The organism is Thiofilum sp. (assembly GCF_016711335.1).
Taxonomy (GTDB): Bacteria; Pseudomonadota; Gammaproteobacteria; order Thiotrichales; family Thiotrichaceae; genus Thiofilum.
In genome coordinates this window covers 1,307,506-1,325,895 of sequence record NZ_JADJTF010000001.1, presented here as the reverse complement: position 1 = coordinate 1,325,895, position 18,390 = coordinate 1,307,506, and the positions used below count along the sequence as shown (strand labels likewise).

The following is an 18,390-nucleotide window of genomic DNA, read 5'->3' as shown; positions in this document are numbered from 1 at the left end:
ACGCTGTTAACGGGTAAATCCATTCTCACAACCCCCATAGAGTGAATGGATGCTATGAAATCTACGATCTTGGCTTTTGGATTTGTCCTGTTAGCCACTACCTTACCCTTACAAGCTGCCCCCGGAACCAACAATGGTTCCGCAGGCAATGACTCAATGGAGTTATTTGCTACTGATGCTCCGGTTAATTCCGCGCAAAATCAACGTGATCAGAATGAGGAGCTATGGCTAGCCGCATTAGGTGGCAATACCGGACGGATTCGGGCTTTAGTCGAGCAAGGTGCTGATCCTAGTTTTGGTACGCGCTTTGGAGAAACCGCGCTACATGCGGCGGCTTCGCGTGGTCATTTAGAACCACTGATTTATTTGGCGAATCACGGTGGCAATGTTAATGCCCGCACCTCCAAAGGCTGGACTCCGCTGCATCATGCAGCACGCTTTGGTCACAGTGAAGCGGTACGTTATTTATTAAGAATGGGCGCTATTCCCCATATGCGCACCAATGATCGTGGTAATAAAACCCCGATGCAAATGGCGGTTGATGGTAATCATATCGATATAGCCATGATGTTAGGCTATCGTCCACGCCCTAATCAGCGTTAAGACGAACTATCTGTATCGGTTGGCTCACGGCGTTTACGTGCTCGAGGATGGGCATTGTCATACGCCTGAGCCAGTGACTGATAATCTAAGTGCGTATATATTTGGGTAGTAATAATATTCGAGTGTCCCAATAACTCTTGCACTGCCCTCAGATCACCTGATGATTCCAGAATGTGGCTGGCAAACGAATGACGTAATTTATGCGGATGCAACCTTTGCGTCAGGGTATGTTTTTTCTGCCAGACTTTTAGCCGTACTTGCACAGTACGGGGATTAATACGCTTAGCGCGTTGGCTCAAAAACAACGCATCTTCTGTTTCATCCACTAAGCCTAAGCGTAGCGGTAGCCACTTTTCCAAAGCAAGCATCGCTTTACTGCCTATGGGAACAATCCTTTCTTTACTACCCTTACCTAAAACTTTGACTTGATGCGTGTACCAATCAATATCTTGCACATTCACACTCACTAACTCGGATAGGCGCAAACCCGAAGAATAAAATAACTCCATCATCGCCAAATCACGCGTTTCTAACCAAGAGTGTGAGGGCACATCTAGAAAGTTATTAATAGTGTCAACGGTTAATGTAGCTGGCAGCTTGAGGGTAAAGCGTGGTGCACGAATATCAATAGCAGGATTAAACTTAACTTGATGCTCACGTAAGAGGAAATGATAAAAGCGGCGTAAGGAGGAGAGTTTACGTTGAATACTACGTCCATCTAATCCACCTCGATGCAGATGAGCTGACCATTGTCTAACCTGATCCGGCTGGACTTTGATATAGTCAATGCGCCGCTCAGCTAACCAGTTAAAAAACTCATTAAGGTCAATACAATAAGCATTAACGGTTAAAACCGCATAACGCTTTTCAGTCTTAAGATAACGTAGGTACTCATCAGGAATCACTGACACCTTTAATGTCCTGTAGACTCAACTGAGCTAAGCGGTACGGGTGTGACATGACGCGCTAAGGCACTCGATACCAAAGCTCCTAGTTGATTAATAAATAAAGTTCCCATACCGGGATAGAAGCGCCCTTCATCATCGCTCCCCAAAGCTAAAACCCCTAATTCATATTGGGAAAACAGGGGTATTAATACGGCTGACTTAATAACCGCTCCTTGTGTACCGAATAAAAACTCTTGTTGCTTAGGTCTTAAACGTCCGCATACCGGTTGACGCTTGGTAAAGAGATGCGAGAGTTGTTTTAAAGCTCGATCTTCAGGGCTAATAAAGTTCAAACCCTCTTGTGCTTGCCCCTGCCCAATTAAACGAAATACGACACTATGAGCTTTAAATTCATTTTTAATAATGCGATTACAAACTTGAATTACTTGCTCTAGACTATGACAGCCCAATAACTCTACTGCTAAAACGTGTAGCCCGCCCACCATACGTTCACTGCCACGTGCCGCATGCACTAGGGTTTCTAATTGCTGCTCTAATTGTTGTTGACGCGCCCGCTGACGTTGCACTAAACGCTCTAACAGCGACACCACATTCCCTGTACTAGGATGAGGAATCACTAATTGATCAAGCAACACCTCATGTTCGGTGAAAAAATCAGGATGCTGCTGTAAAAATTCAACCACTTGCTGTGGTTCCACAGACAAGTTCGCCTGAGGCGCTCTTGTTCCACTCATAATGTTATTACACCCGAAAAAACAGTGGTGGCAGGACCGGTCATTTTAACGCTATGGCCCTCACCTAACCATTCAATTTGTAAACGTCCGCCGGGTAACTCCACCCCAACGCGCTCAGCAAGCAAGCCCCGTAACTGACCTGCCACTACAGCCGCACAGGCTCCGGTTCCACAAGCCAGCGTTTCACCTACCGCACGCTCAAATACTCTTAAGCGTATTTGCTCTGGATTAAGCACTTGCATAAATCCCACATTAACTCGTCGTGGGAATTGCGCATGGCGTTCAATAACCTCACCCCATTGCTGTACTGGAGCCGTATCGACATTATCCACCACTAATACTGCATGTGGATTGCCCATCGAAATCGCTGAAATAGCAACGGTATGCTCATTGAAAGATAGATTATAAACACTCTGATACGAATCAAAAATGAACGGTATCTCAGCAGGGGTTAAAATGGGCTTACCCATATCTACCGTTACCATACCATCGGGCTGAAGCACTAATACTATACGTCCTTTGGCAGTCATTACGGGAATAGTGGTATTTTGTGTTAAACCTTGATCATAAACAAAACGTGCAAAACAACGCGCCCCATTACCACACTGCTCTACCTCTGAACCATCCGCATTAAAAATCCGATAGCGAAACTCAGCATCGTCCCCTTCATAAGACTCCACTAGCAATAATTGATCAAACCCTACTCCAAAATGGCGATCACCTAGATGCTTCACTTGCTCATTGGACAATTGCACTTGCTGGCGCACTCCATCAATCACCATAAAATCATTGCCTAAGCCGTGCATTTTAACAAACTGTAATACTGGTCGAGTCATGAAGAATCCTCTAATATTAGAATAGTCTAATAAATATATGGCGACACCTAAAGTTTGATGTTATGGTAACGCCCTGAGGTTTTAGACCGCAATCTAAATTAATCCAAGATTAGGAGAGGATGACAATGAGTGAATTTAATCAAGAACTAGATGCCCGTGGCTTAAACTGCCCACTCCCTATTTTACGCACCAAAAAAGCAATGAATACGTTAGCATCTGGCGAAATCCTAAAAGTAGTAGCGACCGATCCGGGTTCTGTAAAGGATATGGAATCATTTGCTAAACAAACTGGCAATCAGATTGTTAGCAGTGGCGAAAACGGTGGCGAATATACCTTCTTCATTAAGAAAGGCTAATTCAACGCTCTTACACTGAAGTGGTCAAAAAGGTATGCTCATTCTTTTTGACCGCTCGCCATGAAAGATCTTCGCGCCCGCATTCAAGACCGTCAAGCTCAACACCTCTATCGCCAGCCACGCATTAGTGACAGTCCCCAACAACCTGTCATGGTTATTAATGGTAAAACCCTACTCAATTTTTGTAGTAATGATTATTTAGGCTTAGCGAATCACCCTCAAATCATTAAAGCCTTTCAACAAGCGGCTAATGACTATGGAGTAGGTAGTGGAGCAGCGCACTTAATTAATGGTCATTCACGTCTTCATCAACAATTAGAAGAAGCGCTGGCAGCATTTACGGGGCGCGAGCGTGTACTAATGTTTTCTACGGGGTATATGGCAAACCTTGCTATTGCCAATGCCTTAATGGATAAAGACGATATTATTTTTCAGGATCGCCTCAATCACGCCTCACTGATCGATGGTGCATTAATGTCTGAGGCTAAACTCATCCGCTATGTCCATAATGATATAAAACACCTAAGCCAGCGTATCCAAAGTAACCCTAGTCCTGATGCTATGATTATGACGGATGGGGTTTTTAGCATGGATGGCGATGTAGCTCCTTTGCGGGAACTAGCTGAGATTGCTCAACACCATCAATTATGGCTCATGGTGGATGATGCACATGGATTTGGTGTATTGGGCAAAACAGGCGCTGGCTTAGTCGAGGAGTTAAAGCTTACCCAGAAAGATGTACCGATTTTAATGGGTACTTTAGGCAAAGCCCTTGGCACTGCGGGAGCGTTTGTAGCGGGTTCTCAGGATTTAATTGAATACTTGATTCAAGTTGCACGCCCTTTTATTTATACCACTGCTCAGCCTCCTGCGATTGCAGGTGCTACGTTAGCCAGTCTTGAATTAGTTAAAACAGAACATTGGCGACGGGAGCATTTACAGCAACTCATCCAACATTTTCGGCAAGGAGCAACGCAATTAGGTTTGCAATTAATGGACTCGAATACGCCGATTCAACCGATTCTTATTGGGGATAGTGCCAAAGCTTTACAGATCAGCCAACGTTTACAAGAGCTAGGATTGCTAGTCATTGCCATACGCCCCCCCACTGTACCTACTAATACAGCCAGATTAAGAATTACCTTTTCTGTATCGCATACGCTGGAGCAAGTCGATCAATTATTAATGGGTTTAAGCCAAGCTTGCGGTGAATAAAAACGCTATTCGCCGCAAAATCTGCGGTGAATAGCATCGTATTATGATTTACTGCATACTGTAAGACTATTGAACTTGCCCAAAAATCTGCTTATGCCTTGGATACATGAACACCCTGACTGGCCACATTTTCGTTGGAATGCCGATCTATTGCAGCCCTTACTCAGTCAGATACGGTATCAGCAAGGCAAACTACTAGGACAAATGGAGTGCTTAGGCTTTGCCATACAACAAGAAACTAGCCTACGGGTTCTAACTCATGATGTAGTGAAAAGCTCCGCTATTGAAGGTGAAATACTTCACCCCGAAGCAGTACGTTCCTCTATTGCAAGACATTTAGGTTTAGAACAAGGTGGTTTAAACAGGAGGCAGCGTAATGTAGAAGGTATTGTAGAAGTTATGTTGGACGCGACCCAGCACTATGCTCAACCTATCACTACTGAGCGTTTATGGGGTTGGCATGCTGCATTGTTTCCAACGGGCTATAGTGGCATTTATCCTATTATGGTGGGACTGTGGCGTTTACCCTCCTCTGATCCTATGCAAGTGATCTCTCACTATAAAGGTCGAGAGCATATTCATTTCCAAGCCCCTTCTGCACAGCGCTTAGAGAGTGAAATGGCGGTATTTCTGAGTTGGCTGGAAAGCTCTACATCGCTAGACCCTATTTTAAAAGCAGGGATAGCCCATTTTTGGTTTATTACCCTGCATCCTTTTGAGGATGGTAATGGACGTTTGGCACGAGCTATCAGTGATCTGTGTCTAGCGCGTGCCGATCAACTTCCGCAACGCTTTTATAGTATGTCCACTCAAATCGAATTGGATAAAAAAGCATATTACCAACAATTAGAAACTCAACAACGTAGTGACCTTGATATAACCTCTTGGTTAATCTGGTTTTTAAAATGTTTAGGTCGTGCCTTAGACCATGCCCACTCCATCCTTCAAGCAGTATATTACAAAGATAAAATATGGAAAAAAGCCAATCTTGAGACACTCAATGCCCGTCAACGCCTGATTTTAAATCGTATGCTAGAAGACTTTGAGGGTTTTATGAATACCTCAAAATATGCCACCTTAGCCAAATGCTCCACCGATACAGCCTTGCGTGATATTCGAGAACTGGTAGCCTCTGGTCTTTTTATCCCCAATGCCAGTGGTGGACGTAGTACCAGTTATCGGTTAGTAGCAGAATCAGAATTAGAGTAAAAATTGAAGACCTGATTTGATGGTAAAGTTATCCACCCGACATCAGCCGATCCATCACTCGATACGATAAAGCCTCGGACAAATGCGTCGTTTTGATCCCTTCACTTTGTGCTAAATCGGCGATGGTGCGAGCGACTTTTAAAATACGGTGATAAGCGCGGGCGGATAATTTAAAACGCTCCATAGCACTACTTAAGAGCTGTTTATCCTTATCGCTCAAAGCGCAATAATTATCTAATGCTTTGCCTGCTAACTGATGATTCAATACTTGTTGGCGCTCATATTGGCGCTGTCTTGCAGCCTCTACTCGACCTCGAATGACGGTACTTGACTCTCCGGTTTGCACCGTTTGCAAGTCCTCTTGTTTGACCCTTGGCACTTCAATTTGAATATCAATCCGATCTAAAAACGGGGCGGAAATCCGACTTCGATGGCGTTTTTGCTGTTCATGGGAACATTCGCAATTATCCCTTAGATCACAAGCACGCCCACGCGGACACGGATTCATCGCAGTAATCAGTTGAAAATTAGCGGGATAGGTCGCCTGTCGTGCGGCACGGGATAACGTAATTTGTCCGGTTTCTAAAGGCTCACGCAATACATCTAGTACTTTACGGTCAAACTCGGTCAACTCATCTAAAAACAATACACCATGATGCGCCAATGAAATCTCGCCCGGCTGCACATTCGAGCCACCACCCACTAATGCGATACCTGATGAGGTATGATGCGGCTCACGCACCGGACGCAAACCCCAGCGTTCAGCACTAAACCCTTGTTGACTAATCGAGGCTACGGTGGCTGACTCTAGCGCCTCGGTTTCGGTCAAAGGAGGTAAAATCGTTACCAGCCGATTGGCTAGCATGGTTTTACCGGTTCCGGGTGGTCCTATCATCATTAAATTATGTCCACCTGCTGCGGCGACCTCTAAGGCTCGCCGTGCAACAAACTGCCCCTTTACATCCGCCATATCAAAGGGGTAAGTCGTTTCTTTAAAAGCAATTTCTAATTGATAACGGGCAATGGCTTTAGTGTTTTGTAAATGATCGACTACTGCTTTTAAATCACTCGCCGGATACACAGCAAGGCTACGAATCAAAGCAGCTTCATCGGCATTTTGAGTCGGTACTATGAGCTGTCGTCCTGATTCACGCGAGGCAAATGCTGTCGGCAAGACTCCACGCACGCCCCGCAATTGTCCACCTAAGGATAATTCACCAATAAACTCATACTGATTTAAGCCTTCGCTTGGTAGTTGATAGCTAGCCGCCAGTACACCTAGGGCAATGGGTAAATCAAAGCGCCCACCATCTTTAGGAATATCGGCGGGGGCTAAATTGACCGTGATACGTTTGAGCGGAAATTCATAACCGGAATTGGTAATGGCGGCACGCACTCGATCTCGGCTTTCTCGTACTGCGGCCTCTGGCAATCCCACGATGGAAAATCCGGGCAAACCATTCGCTAAATGTACTTCCACACTCACTAAAGGAGCATTCAAACCATCATTAGTACGACTGTAGGTAATAGCGAGACTCATAGGCTTAGTACTTTTCTATTATTGAGGTGAAGTACTAAGCATTTTGGCGGAAAGGTTGAAGCTGAGGCAAAAGAGAGGGGACAAATGGGCTAATCAATTCCTTAGTTACTATCTTAGCCTTTTATCTTTTCTCCTCTACCTGTTACACATTTTTAATAGTCATTATCCTATGATAAAAACTAAAAATTAATAAAGTAACAACCTAAAGGGTTTTATGATGATTTCCCCCTTAAGCCTTGTGTCCTATCCAATGAAAAGTAGAGCTAGAACACTTGCTGATCCTAGTAACTTAGCATCCGCTCAGAACAAGACGTTATTAGCTCACCCGTTTGCTCGTAATCCGTTATGGAATAACCGTGATACTAGCTCATTACTCTATAATCTTATTAAACAACTACTCAGCCTATCACAAGCTTATAATGTTCCACCCCTAGCTCCTCCAACTCCACAAAAAACTCAGCTAGAGGTATTAACACCTGAGCAAATAGCTATGCAGGGCAAGTACGCTGAACAACCCATAACACATGAGGAATATCAGCTTTCTCAGCAACAAATTTTAATAAAATTTGAAAATAGCAGCCTCGATCAAAGAGGCTTAACGGATGATATGGAGGCAGAGCTGCAAAAGCTCGCTCAGGAACTCAATGTAGAGTCTTCCTTTTTGAGGGATGCTGAAGATGGTTGGAAAATTATTCAAATCAAGGGTATAGGACAAACACTGGATCAAAACACTATGGATAAAATCGCTCAATACATGGCTAATAGCCCTAAGATCCAATATGCAGATGTGATAGGTGTGTCTTACCCCAATAGCTGATGAGACATTCATTTTTAGAGCCTATATAGCATAGGCTTAGCTCTATAAGAGTAGCCCCTAAGGTAGCTACTCTTAATATCTCTTAGACTTTCACCAGCATTTTAGGTTAGGCAAACACATTCATTAAAAAGTAGCCACCTGCTAGCGCAATAATACCCCCCGCAGCACGCACAATTTTGACCCCATGTGGCATACGGATGAGTTCACCAAAGGCAATACCTGCTAAATGCAATAAGCCTGTTGAAATCACAAAGCCTGCACTATACGCCAGCGGATTAGCCGCTTGGGGTAGCTCAGCACCGTGAGCATAGCCGTGAAAAATAGCAAAAGCGGCTACAATGGTAATAGCAATAGGTAGAGGCGGCTTAGTGCCCATAATAATCATAATGCCCAATACAATAGAGGACACCGCGATACCGATTTCAATACCGGGCACGGGAACCCCTAATACCCCTAATACGCCCCCAAACGCCATCACAATCGGGAAAGTTATCGGTAGGACCCAAATTGCGGGTTTTCCCATAAATGCCCCTAAGATACCTACCGCAACCATAGCAGCCACATGATCAAGTCCGCCCAAAGGATGCAAGAAACCCGATACAAAACCAGAGCCATCACCTGCCCCTGAATGAGCTAAAGCTAGTGAAGGTAACATCAAAGTTAGTAATACTAAACTGAAGCGCTGAAACTGAAGCATAATCAATCCTTGTTATGACACTAAAGAATCTTTGAATTTTAAGACGGGTTTTAGCAAAATACCTACTGAAATTTAATGACTATCATCAGCATCGTTAAGTAGCCCTTCTAAATCTCGTCGTCCATGTAGTACACGAATAATCTCTAGTGTTACATCACTGCTCAAGTAAAAAACTAAATAGGTTTGGTACTTTTTCACCGGAAACATACGAATATTGGCTAAAGCTTTATTGCGATAGTGACGCTTTGTACCTAATTGTGGATTGTCAGCCAATAATTCAAAGGTGGCTCTTAACTCCCCTACAAACTGAGTAGCCGCCTTAGGATTGACTTCCAACAAGTAGGTGATTACTGCATCTATATCCAGCTCTGCTTGTGGAGTAATCAATAAGTTTAACACTTATGAGCCTCCTTGAGCCTTAGCCTCCAAACGTTGCCAAAACTGCTCATTAATTGGCTTGGATTGTCCAGAGTTAATTCCTTGTAACAGAGCTTGCTCTAATTGTTGTTCTAAATAACGCTCTTTATCTGCGCGAATCAAGGCACGAATGTAATCACTAGGATTACTAAAATCCGAATGCTCAATACGCTCTTGTACAAACAACTTTAAGCTATCCGGCAAAGAAATATTCATAGTTGCCATACTACTTTATCCTACTAATGAATACAGTTTAAGTATGATGTATTGGCAAAGATTGTCAAATTAATTTAGTACGCTACCCCTACACAACCCTTTATACTGAGCTTTATTCGCTATTCACAACGGACAGCACATGAAAGTTATTGATGGAAATTTTAAAGGCAGCCAAGCTGTCATTATTACCTCACGAGCACACGGAGCAGTATTAGAAATTCGAGCGCGATTACTCACCGAGCGTGGGTTTAAGCTCATGGATGATATGCGCTCGATGCAATTAATTGAAAAGACCGAATCTCACTCATTCTTTAACTATTTGATTATGCTGGTATTAGCCATTACGATTGTGGGGCTAATTGTGGCTATTCCCTTATATCTATTCGGCAAAGAATTACAGTTCAAGATCAAGGTCAGAACCAAATCTGGCGAAGAATTTACCATCCAAGGTGATAAAAAAGATTGGAAACAGATTCAGTCTTACGTGAGCTAGCCCAAGCGAGAAAGGAGTACTCAACTCATGGGTACTCCCCTATTCATTTCTAAAAATCAATCAGCCTGCGGTTTCACGCGCTACCAAAGCATTGAAGCCTGCCAATAGTTTTAGATAAATATCACCCGGACAGGTCGCCATTTTACGTCCATCAATTTCACGGATGGGGATGAGTTTGGCTCCCGTACCCGTGAAAAAGCACTCATCGGCTGTGAATAAATCATATGAAGTGAGTACTGTTTCAAACGCGGGAATACCTAACTCCTTAGCTACTTCTAATACTGTTCCGCGCGTAACCCCCTGTAGTGCGCCCTCGGTAGCAGGGGGAGTATGAATTACCCCCTCACGCACCACAAAGATATTCATGGCTGAGCCTTCGGTCACAAAACCGCGCTCATTTAATAAAATCGCTTCTTCTACGCCTGCGTAATTAGCCTCCATTTTGGCTTGAATCGCATTGAGGTAATTGAGGCTTTTAATACGCGGATCGAGGCGGTCTGGAGTCATACGGCGCGTGGCGGCAATAATCGCACGAATACCGCGATTGCGTTCTTCATCCCCGACCATTACTAATTTATCAGCAATAATAATGACCGCTGGCTTAGCACAATTGGCGGGATTAATGCCTAATGCTCCTACCCCCCGCGTTACCAATACCCGTAAATAGCCATCGGCTAAGGAGAAAGCATTAATAGTGGCATAGATTGCCGCCTCAAAAGCTGCATCATCCAGAGGAATATCTAACTGTAAAGCACGCGCTGAACGCTTAAGGCGAGCCATATGTAGCGGTAAGCGAAACACGCGCTTATTGTAAAAACGAATGCCTTCAAAAATACCATCTCCGTATAAAAAGCCATGATCAAAAACGGAAACGCTCGCTTGTTGTGCGGGTATGACCTCGCCATTGATCCAACACTGTGCTATGTCACTCATTATGCTTTCAAACCTATTACTAAATTAAACATCGACTGCTTAACAGCCCGTGCTACTCATAAATCCTATCTTACCAGTAATCCTCTACCAGTACAGATTCAGAGTAATGTATATTTCCTCAGTACAGCTTAGCTGCTACTGTACCTGTACTGACTCTAATAACGAGAAACTGTATTGCTATGACGCTCTATCATGATATTGCTCATCAACTTACTCAACGCATTCATAAGGGAATCTATCACCCCGGCATGCGTCTCCCCGGTGTGCGCCATTTAAGCACTCAATTTGGCGTGAGCATATCCACTATTGTGCAAGCCCAACGCCAATTAGAAAACAGCGGCTTATTAGAGGCACGTCCGCGTTCGGGCTATTACGTGAGCCATCAAGTCCCTTTAAGGCTAAAAACACCCCATCCCTCACGCCCTGAACTCAAACCTATTGTGGTAACGGGACAGGATTTGGTATTGCAATTAGCCCAAGCCGCTAATCATGACGCCATTGCACATTTAGGCGCTGCCGTACCTGATGCAAGTTTTTTACCCTTAGCCGCCTATCAACGTAGTCTGAGTTATGTGGTGCGCCAACACTCGCGCCGTGCCGCGAATTATATTTTTCCGCCCGGCTTGCCAGAATTGCAGCATCAAATTGCTAAACGCATGTATCTATATGGCAGTAGCGTAGAGGCGAGTGAAATTCTGATCACTAATGGCTGCCAAGAGGCTATCACTCTAGCACTACGCGCGGTGGCTCAGCCGGGCGATACCATCGCTATTGAATCACCCACTTTTTATGGGCTATTACAAGTCATTGATGCATTGGGTATGAAAGCGCTCGAAATTCCCACCGATCCCCAAGAAGGCATTAGTATTCCAGCGCTCACCTTGGCAGTGGAACAATGGAATGTTAAAGCTTGCGTGATTATTCCAAACTTTAGTAATCCATTAGGCTGCTTACTCGCTGATGAGAAAAAGCGTCAACTGGTGCAACTGGCTCATCGGCATAATCTGGTGTTAATTGAGGATGATATTTACGGTGATTTGGGCTTTAGTGGTGAGCGTCCGCGCAGTTTGCATAGTTTCGACCCCTTGGGCAAAGTGATTTATTGCTCCTCGTTTTCTAAAACCATTTCCCCCGGATTACGCTTAGGTTGGATGGTGGCAGGCGCTTATTTTCAGCAAGTCGAATACTTAAAATACATTGCCAATTTAGCTACACCGACTTTACAACAATTGGCAGTGGCGCATTATTTAGAGCAAAGTGGCTATGAGCGCTATCTACGCCAAGCGCAAAGCACTTATCAGCGCCAAGTCAGCTTATTTACCCATGCGATTAGCAAATACTTCCCACCCAATACCCGCGTGACTCAACCTAAAGGTGGGTTTGTGTTATGGGTTGAACTCGATCCTAAGGTTGATGCGCTAGTGCTATGCCAACAAGCGCTACAAGCTAAAATTAGTATTGTGCCCGGACAAATTTTCTCTGCCTCACAAAAATATCAGAATTTCATTCGCCTGAATTGTGCGCATCCGTGGACGCCCTATTTAGAGCAAGTATTGGAATATTTAGGGCAGTTGGTGTTTAAGATGTTGAATCCGCTACACTTGGTAGCTTTGTAGACCTCTAGCTGCAACCACTCCTATTTGATAAGGAATGCTCGGTAACTTTTGCATGACTACTTAGTAAATACTGAATGGGAAAATCTTTGCAACATTTTGCGCACTTGCACCTCTAATAGTTGAGTAAATCTCTAAAGCTCTAGGGAGTACGTGATGCTACCAAAATTCATTGCTTCGTTAATAAGACTAATACTTTTAGTATTAATGACATTAATTAGTTTAAGTGTTGCACAAGCCTCTAACGCTCGTAACGATATTATGATGGCTTCTAATCCTACCCAAAGTGGTGAATACCTGCGTCAAGGTTTTCTAGCTCAATTAAATAAACCGTTTGATATGGCAAATCCGCGCAAAAAAATGTTGGTTATTGGTGATAGCCATGCTCAGGATTTCTATAATGCATTGGTAGAAAATAATATGGATCAACGTTATCAAATTAGCACGCGGCGTATTCCTGCTATATGTGGGGTTTATTTGGGTACTGAAGATATTAGTCGTTTAATTGACAAAAAACATGTGCCTAACTGCCAACAATCTGACACCTTAGCTGCTGCCTTAGCGCAGATTAAGCAAGCCGATGTAGTTATTTTAGCGGCTAATTGGAAATTATGGTCGGTACAGCGTCTTCAAACTACTATACAAAATCTAAATATCCAAGCGCCACAAAAGCTATTGGTAGTAGGTCGCAAAAGTTTTGGAAAACTGAATTTAAGACACTATTTAACTATGTCTGAATCCGAACTCAAATTATTGCGCAATCCAGTTGAAGGGACTCAGCAGGAAATCACCACGACTCTACGTCGAGTTGTGCCTAAAGGGAGTTTGGTTGATGTACAAGCCTTACTTTGTAAAAGTGATACGGAGTGTCCACTCTTTACGCCACAAGCACGCTTGATTAGTTTTGATGGAGGTCATTTAACTCAAGCGGGTGCACGTTATATGGGTCAAGTGCTATTACAAAATGCTCCCTTGAATCAATTATGAGGTTATCGCACTAAGGGTATTTAAATTGATCTGGCTAGTGAACAATATCTATTTACCCGCTTAAAAAAACTAGAGGCTATTTCAAAAAATAGCCTCCGGTTTTTAACAATACGACTTAGCATCAAAACGCACTACAGAATATACCGACTCAAATCCTCATCCTGTACCAACTCATCTAATGCCTTACCTACATCCGCCGCCGTCACTTCAAAAGTACTTGCACAATCGGGCGCATCGAATAATAGATTTTCCAATAAACGCTCCATGACTGTATGCAAACGTCGTGCGCCAATATTTTCAGTACGCTCATTCACCTCAAAGGCAATTTCAGCAATACGACGGATAGCGTCTTTAGTAAAACTTAAATCCACCCCTTCCGTTTTGAGCAGACCAATATATTGCTCAGTCAAGGATGCTTTTGGCTCAGTTAAAATCTTTTCAAAATCATCGGCACTTAGCGCGGTCATTTCCACCCGAATCGGCAAACGACCTTGCAGCTCTGGAATCAGATCCGAGGGCTTAGCCACATGGAACGCGCCGGAGGTGATAAATAAAATATGATCGGTTTTGATCATGCCGTATTTAGTATTGACCGTACAGCCTTCGATCAAAGGTAATAAGTCACGTTGTACCCCTTCACGCGATACATCCGCACCACTCACCTTACCTTCACCACGCGCAATTTTGTCAATTTCGTCTAAGAACACAATGCCATTTTGTTCTACCGCTTGCACCGCACGTTGCTTGAGCTCTTCTTCATTCACCATTTTATGTGCTTCTTCATCGGCAAGCTGTTTCAGCGCGTCTTTAATACGCATTTTGCGCTTACGTTTACGTTGCGAGCCTAAATTTTGGAATAGGCCACTTAATTGACTCGCCATTTCCTCCATGCCCGGAGGGGTCATAATCTCCACCGAGGCTCCAGCAACTGCGACCTCTAGCTCAATTTCTTTATCGTTTAATTCGCCTTCACGTAATTTTTTACGGAATTTTTGCCGAGCAGTGCTTTCTTCAGCGGTGGGTTTGGCGGTTTCATCATTTAAACCTAACCAGTCATTATTGCTGCTATCTTTACGAGCAGGTGGTAATAAAATATCTAAAATACGCTCTTCTGCCGCCTCTTCAGCGCGATAACGTACCTTAGCTACTTCTTGTTCACGCATCATTTTGACCGCGACATCCGCCAGATCACGAATAATGCTATCGACCTCCTTACCGACATAGCCCACTTCGGTAAATTTGGTAGCTTCTACTTTAATAAAGGGCGCATTAGCTAGACGAGCTAAACGGCGAGCGATTTCGGTCTTACCCACACCCGTAGGACCAATCATGAGAATATTTTTCGGGGTCACTTCATGGCGCAGGGTATTGTCAAGCTGTTGACGCCGCCAACGATTACGTAGCGCAATGGCCACTGAGCGTTTGGCTTTGTGTTGACCAATGACGTGTTTATCTAATTCCTGCACAATCTCGCGCGGAGTCATGGTACTCATGGGCGGATTTCCTCAATGGTAATGTGATGATTGCTATAAATGCAGATATCCGCTGCAATGTTTAGCCCTTTTTCTACGATTTCACGGGCTGATAAATCGGTATTTTCTAATAAGGCACGAGCGGCTGATTGAGCAAAAGGACCGCCCGAACCAATCGCAATTAAACTGTTTTCCGGCTCAATCACATCGCCATTTCCGGTAATAATTAACGAGGTGTCTTTATCCGCGACCGCTAATAAGGCTTCTAAGCGGCGTAACATGCGATCAGTACGCCAATCTTTCGCTAGAGCTACTGCTGCACGGGTTAGATTGCCATTGACACTTTGCAACTTAGCTTCAAAGCGCTCAAATAAGGTAAACGCATCCGCAGTACCGCCTGCAAATCCGGCAATGACATTATTGTTGTATAAACGGCGTACTTTACGAGCATTACCTTTCATTACAGTATTACCCATAGTGACTTGCCCATCACCCCCAATTGCCACCAGTCCATTGCGCCGTACACTTAGGATGGTTGTACCTCGAAACTGTTCCAAAACCTGCTCCAATTGTTGTCAGGGAAAACAGTTTTATGGTGATGCTAGAGTAAAAAATCAAGCCCTCAGCGTGAATTTGTTGGCTAATCGGGCGCTTTCCTTGCAATCAGGGCTTTACTTTTGCGTTCAATTCAGGTTTACAATGCCCTTCCTTAAGCAATTGAGACCGGCGCTAGCGCTGAAAATAGAATAATGAGCGAAAATTTAGTGATCGTTGAGTCCCCAGCCAAGGGTAAGACTATCGAAAAATATCTAGGGAAAGGCTTTACTGTCTTAGCCTCCTACGGTCACGTGCGTGATTTAATTCCCAAAGAAGGCGCGGTTGACCCCAATCAGCGCTATGCCATGCGCTACGAACTTATTGACCGTAATCAAAAGCATGTTGAGGCTATTATTAGGGCACTCAAAAAGGCTCATACACTTTATCTAGCCACCGACCCTGATCGTGAGGGCGAGGCGATTTCGTGGCATTTATATGAGATTCTCAAAGAACGCGGGCTATTAGAAGGCAAACAAGTACAGCGCGTGGTGTTTCATGAAATTACTAAAAAAGCGATTCAAGAGGCTATTCAGCATCCACGCGACTTAGCCATTCCCTTGGTCGATGCCCAACAAGCTCGGCGTGCCTTAGATTACTTAGTAGGTTTTAACTTATCGCCACTACTTTGGCGTAAAATTAAACCCAGCCTCTCCGCTGGTCGAGTGCAAAGCCCAGCCTTACGTTTAATTGTGGAGCGTGAAGAAGCAATCGAACGCTTTGTCACGCAAGAATACTGGACTATTACCGCACAATGCTCACAGGATAAAGCTGTCTTTAATGCAAGGCTGCATACTTTACAAGACAAGCGTGTGGAGCAATTTGATATTACCACTGAGCAACAAGCGGCTGAAGTTAAAGCCCACTTATTAAATGTGGCAAAGGGTGCATTACTGGTCACTAAAATAGAAAAGAAAGAACGTAGACGCTCCCCTGCTCCACCTTTTACCACCTCCACCTTGCAACAAGAAGCGGTACGTAAACTGTATTTCTCCTCCCAACGCACTATGCGTACTGCACAGCAGCTATATGAGGGGATTGATCTAGGCAAAGATGGCACTGTCGGTTTAATTACTTATATGCGTACTGACTCAGTGAATTTAGCTAATGAAGCTATTGCTGAATTACGCGCTTTAATTGCTAGTCGCTATGGTAAAGATTACTTACCCGATACTGCGCGTCAGTACAAAACTAAATCTAAAAATGCTCAAGAAGCGCATGAAGCTATCCGCCCAACTTCTGCACTACGCACACCGGAGCAAGTGAAAGCGTTTTTGACCGAAGATCAATTCAAATTATATGAATTGATTTGGAAACGCGCGGTTGCCTGCCAAATGATTCATGCCACGATTGACACTATGTCGGTGAATCTCAGTGCTGAACCAGCAAGCTTTTTCCGTGCTACGGGTTCGGTGGTGCGGCATGCGGGCTTTTTGACGGTGTATGAAGAAGGCCTAGACGATCAAGCACAGGAAAAGGATTCGCCTTTACCGCCTTTAGTGGAAGGGCAAAAAGTACCTTTGCATGACATTATTAATCAACAGCATTTTACCGAGCCGCCCCCTCGCTATTCTGAGGCATCATTGGTGAAAGCCTTGGAAGAATTTGGCATTGGGCGTCCGTCCACTTATGCCAGTATTATTTCCACCCTACAAGGGCGTGAGTATGTAGAGTTATCCCAACGCCGCTTTATCCCGACTGATATTGGACGGGTGGTGAATCGCTTTTTGACGGAGCATTTTACTCAATACGTGGATTACAGCTTTACCGCTAATCTTGAAGATCAGCTAGATGCTATCTCACGCGGTGAAGCCGAGTGGGTTCCGGTCATGGATGAGTTTTGGAAGCCGTTCCATACGCTCGTCGATGAGAAAATGGAAACTGTCAATCGTAGTGATGTACTCAAACCGCGTGAATTAGGTGTTGATCCTCGCACTGGTAAACCCGTTATTGCTCGCATTGGACGCTTTGGTCCTATGGTGCAAATTGGCAGCGCTGAAGATGAGGACAAACCTACCTTTGCTAGCCTACGTCCGGGGATGAAGATTGATACATTGACCCTTGAGGAAGCCTTAGAGCTATTCCGCTTACCGCGTGAACTAGGTGAAACGGCTGAAGGCGAGAAGATAACAGTAGCGATTGGGCGTTTTGGTCCGTATGTGAAATTTGGTAAAGATCAATTTGCCTCGCTGAAAAAAGACGATGACCCTTACACGGTGACGCTAGAACGTGCTTTAGCACTCATTGCTGAGAAAAAAGAGTCTGATGCCGCCAAGCTCATTAAAGATTTCGGCAAAGGCTTACAAATCGTTAAAGGGCGTTGGGGACCGTTTGTAGTCAAAGGCAAAATCAAAGCACGGATTCCTAAGGATAAACTAGAAACCGTTGCTGATATAACCGAGGAAGAAGCTCAAGCCTTAATCACCGCAGCTACACCGGAAAAGAAAACACGCAAAAAAGCCGAAAGCACCGAGGCAAATACTGCTGCAAGCACTGTAGATACGGAGGAAAAGCCCAAAAAGCCCCGTGCTAAGAAAGCGGACAGTACTGAGGTTGAAGCAAAGCCTAAAAAAACTACTGTGAAGAAAACCGCCATTAGTGAAAGTGAAGCTAAACCTAAAGCTACCCGAACTAAAAAAACACCAGAAGTAAAAACCGAGGCTAAACCTGCAAAAAAAGCCAGTAGTGCCAAAAGCACTGCGAAAAAAGCGCCTCAACCTATCAATGATGATGAGGTTCCGTTTTAAGTC

General features: G+C 44.3%; 19 protein-coding genes. 9 read left to right on the top strand and 10 right to left on the bottom strand.

Features of this window, described 5'->3' with window-relative positions:
• The first annotated feature begins 54 nt into the window (after nt 1-54).
• Nucleotides 55-603: an ankyrin repeat domain-containing protein gene (locus IPL34_RS06210; RefSeq protein WP_296839269.1), complete on the top strand. Its 549-nt coding sequence runs from the start codon at nt 55-57 to the stop codon at nt 601-603.
• Here the strand turns inward: IPL34_RS06210 and xerC are convergent.
• Genes xerC through dapF form a run of 3 tightly spaced genes read right to left on the bottom strand, consistent with a single transcriptional unit; the run spans nt 600 to nt 3,081 of the window.
• Complete coding sequence (gene xerC / locus IPL34_RS06205) at nt 600-1,514, bottom strand: tyrosine recombinase XerC (RefSeq protein WP_296839267.1); 915 nt, start codon at nt 1,512-1,514, stop codon at nt 600-602. The genes IPL34_RS06210 and xerC overlap by 4 nt on opposite strands.
• Before the next feature lie 2 nt (nt 1,515-1,516).
• On the bottom strand, nt 1,517-2,245 hold the full coding sequence (locus tag IPL34_RS06200) for a DUF484 family protein (RefSeq protein ID WP_296839265.1): 729 nt from the start codon (nt 2,243-2,245) through the stop codon (nt 1,517-1,519).
• Nucleotides 2,242-3,081 carry a diaminopimelate epimerase gene (dapF, locus tag IPL34_RS06195; protein ID WP_296839263.1) on the bottom strand — a complete coding sequence of 280 codons (840 nt, stop codon included), beginning with the start codon at nt 3,079-3,081 and terminating at the stop codon, nt 2,242-2,244. The genes IPL34_RS06200 and dapF overlap by 4 nt, the downstream gene beginning before the upstream one ends.
• 125 nt (nt 3,082-3,206) lie before the next feature.
• Here dapF and IPL34_RS06190 point away from each other — a divergent pair, with 125 nt between their 5' ends.
• From IPL34_RS06190 to IPL34_RS06180, 3 genes are all read left to right on the top strand, one after another.
• The gene (locus tag IPL34_RS06190; protein WP_296839260.1) at nt 3,207-3,437 is read left to right on the top strand and encodes a sulfurtransferase TusA family protein; all 231 of its coding nucleotides are present in this window, start codon (nt 3,207-3,209) and stop codon (nt 3,435-3,437) included.
• A gap of 60 nt (nt 3,438-3,497) precedes the next feature.
• Nucleotides 3,498-4,652: an 8-amino-7-oxononanoate synthase gene (gene bioF / locus IPL34_RS06185; RefSeq protein ID WP_296839257.1), complete on the top strand. Its 1,155-nt coding sequence runs from the start codon at nt 3,498-3,500 to the stop codon at nt 4,650-4,652.
• A 93-nt stretch (nt 4,653-4,745) separates the two neighbouring features.
• Entirely contained in the window at nt 4,746-5,861 is a 1,116-nt protein-coding gene (locus IPL34_RS06180; RefSeq protein ID WP_296839255.1) for a Fic family protein, read from the top strand.
• 28 nt (nt 5,862-5,889) lie between these two features.
• On the opposite strand, the gene IPL34_RS06175 is transcribed toward IPL34_RS06180, so the two are convergent.
• Nucleotides 5,890-7,401, bottom strand: coding sequence for a YifB family Mg chelatase-like AAA ATPase (locus tag IPL34_RS06175; protein ID WP_296839252.1), 1,512 nt, complete (start codon nt 7,399-7,401; stop codon nt 5,890-5,892).
• 214 nt (nt 7,402-7,615) lie between these two features.
• Between IPL34_RS06175 and IPL34_RS06170 the strand changes: the two genes are divergently transcribed.
• On the top strand, nt 7,616-8,218 hold the full coding sequence (locus IPL34_RS06170; protein ID WP_296839250.1) for a hypothetical protein: 603 nt from the start codon (nt 7,616-7,618) through the stop codon (nt 8,216-8,218).
• A gap of 106 nt (nt 8,219-8,324) precedes the next feature.
• On the opposite strand, the gene IPL34_RS06165 is transcribed toward IPL34_RS06170, so the two are convergent.
• The 3 genes from IPL34_RS06165 to IPL34_RS06155 all read right to left on the bottom strand — a co-directional run bounded on the left by IPL34_RS06165 (nt 8,325) and on the right by IPL34_RS06155 (nt 9,557).
• Nucleotides 8,325-8,915, bottom strand: coding sequence for a HupE/UreJ family protein (locus tag IPL34_RS06165; RefSeq protein ID WP_296839248.1), 591 nt, complete (start codon nt 8,913-8,915; stop codon nt 8,325-8,327).
• Between the two features lie 72 nt (nt 8,916-8,987).
• The gene (locus tag IPL34_RS06160) at nt 8,988-9,314 is read right to left on the bottom strand and encodes a type II toxin-antitoxin system RelE/ParE family toxin (RefSeq protein WP_296839245.1); all 327 of its coding nucleotides are present in this window, start codon (nt 9,312-9,314) and stop codon (nt 8,988-8,990) included.
• Entirely contained in the window at nt 9,315-9,557 is a 243-nt protein-coding gene (locus IPL34_RS06155) for a type II toxin-antitoxin system ParD family antitoxin (RefSeq protein ID WP_296839242.1), read from the bottom strand.
• A gap of 130 nt (nt 9,558-9,687) precedes the next feature.
• Here IPL34_RS06155 and IPL34_RS06150 point away from each other — a divergent pair, with 130 nt between their 5' ends.
• A complete protein-coding gene (locus tag IPL34_RS06150; protein ID WP_296839239.1) occupies nt 9,688-10,041 on the top strand; it encodes a hypothetical protein in 354 nt (117 codons plus the stop codon).
• A gap of 60 nt (nt 10,042-10,101) precedes the next feature.
• Here IPL34_RS06150 and ilvE read toward each other — a convergent pair whose 3' ends face one another.
• Nucleotides 10,102-10,974, bottom strand: coding sequence for a branched-chain-amino-acid transaminase (gene ilvE, locus IPL34_RS06145; protein ID WP_296839236.1), 873 nt, complete (start codon nt 10,972-10,974; stop codon nt 10,102-10,104).
• A gap of 179 nt (nt 10,975-11,153) precedes the next feature.
• Here ilvE and IPL34_RS06140 point away from each other — a divergent pair, with 179 nt between their 5' ends.
• Nucleotides 11,154-12,590, top strand: a complete 1,437-nt coding sequence (locus tag IPL34_RS06140) for a PLP-dependent aminotransferase family protein (RefSeq protein ID WP_296839233.1) — start codon at nt 11,154-11,156, stop codon at nt 12,588-12,590.
• 153 nt (nt 12,591-12,743) lie between these two features.
• Complete coding sequence (locus tag IPL34_RS06135; protein WP_296839230.1) at nt 12,744-13,574, top strand: SGNH hydrolase domain-containing protein; 831 nt, start codon at nt 12,744-12,746, stop codon at nt 13,572-13,574.
• A gap of 131 nt (nt 13,575-13,705) precedes the next feature.
• On the opposite strand, the gene hslU is transcribed toward IPL34_RS06135, so the two are convergent.
• Both hslU and hslV read right to left on the bottom strand, forming a co-directional pair.
• Nucleotides 13,706-15,067: an ATP-dependent protease ATPase subunit HslU gene (gene hslU / locus IPL34_RS06130; protein WP_296839227.1), complete on the bottom strand. Its 1,362-nt coding sequence runs from the start codon at nt 15,065-15,067 to the stop codon at nt 13,706-13,708.
• Complete coding sequence (gene hslV / locus IPL34_RS06125) at nt 15,064-15,603, bottom strand: ATP-dependent protease subunit HslV (RefSeq protein WP_296839224.1); 540 nt, start codon at nt 15,601-15,603, stop codon at nt 15,064-15,066. The genes hslU and hslV overlap by 4 nt, the downstream gene beginning before the upstream one ends.
• A 192-nt stretch (nt 15,604-15,795) precedes the next feature.
• Here hslV and IPL34_RS06120 point away from each other — a divergent pair, with 192 nt between their 5' ends.
• Nucleotides 15,796-18,387, top strand: coding sequence for a DNA topoisomerase I (locus IPL34_RS06120; RefSeq protein WP_296839221.1), 2,592 nt, complete (start codon nt 15,796-15,798; stop codon nt 18,385-18,387).
• Nucleotides 18,388-18,390: the final 3 nt, after the last annotated feature.

Excerpts from the sequence above, each read along its gene's own strand:
- IPL34_RS06210 (WP_296839269.1), top strand. The coding sequence starts at position 55 with ATGAAATCTACGATCTTGGCTTTTGGATTTGTCCTGTTAGCCACTACC.
- IPL34_RS06200 (WP_296839265.1), bottom strand. The coding sequence starts at position 2,245 with ATGAGTGGAACAAGAGCGCCTCAGGCGAACTTGTCTGTGGAACCACAG.
- dapF (WP_296839263.1), bottom strand. The coding sequence starts at position 3,081 with ATGACTCGACCAGTATTACAGTTTGTTAAAATGCACGGCTTAGGCAAT.
- IPL34_RS06190 (WP_296839260.1), top strand. The coding sequence starts at position 3,207 with ATGAGTGAATTTAATCAAGAACTAGATGCCCGTGGCTTAAACTGCCCA.
- bioF (WP_296839257.1), top strand. The coding sequence starts at position 3,498 with ATGAAAGATCTTCGCGCCCGCATTCAAGACCGTCAAGCTCAACACCTC.
- IPL34_RS06180 (WP_296839255.1), top strand. The coding sequence starts at position 4,746 with ATGCCTTGGATACATGAACACCCTGACTGGCCACATTTTCGTTGGAAT.
- IPL34_RS06175 (WP_296839252.1), bottom strand. The coding sequence starts at position 7,401 with ATGAGTCTCGCTATTACCTACAGTCGTACTAATGATGGTTTGAATGCT.
- IPL34_RS06170 (WP_296839250.1), top strand. The coding sequence starts at position 7,616 with ATGATGATTTCCCCCTTAAGCCTTGTGTCCTATCCAATGAAAAGTAGA.
- IPL34_RS06165 (WP_296839248.1), bottom strand. The coding sequence starts at position 8,915 with ATGCTTCAGTTTCAGCGCTTCAGTTTAGTATTACTAACTTTGATGTTA.
- IPL34_RS06155 (WP_296839242.1), bottom strand. The coding sequence starts at position 9,557 with ATGGCAACTATGAATATTTCTTTGCCGGATAGCTTAAAGTTGTTTGTA.
- IPL34_RS06150 (WP_296839239.1), top strand. The coding sequence starts at position 9,688 with ATGAAAGTTATTGATGGAAATTTTAAAGGCAGCCAAGCTGTCATTATT.
- ilvE (WP_296839236.1), bottom strand. The coding sequence starts at position 10,974 with ATGAGTGACATAGCACAGTGTTGGATCAATGGCGAGGTCATACCCGCA.
- IPL34_RS06140 (WP_296839233.1), top strand. The coding sequence starts at position 11,154 with ATGACGCTCTATCATGATATTGCTCATCAACTTACTCAACGCATTCAT.
- IPL34_RS06135 (WP_296839230.1), top strand. The coding sequence starts at position 12,744 with ATGCTACCAAAATTCATTGCTTCGTTAATAAGACTAATACTTTTAGTA.
- hslU (WP_296839227.1), bottom strand. The coding sequence starts at position 15,067 with ATGAGTACCATGACTCCGCGCGAGATTGTGCAGGAATTAGATAAACAC.
- IPL34_RS06120 (WP_296839221.1), top strand. The coding sequence starts at position 15,796 with ATGAGCGAAAATTTAGTGATCGTTGAGTCCCCAGCCAAGGGTAAGACT.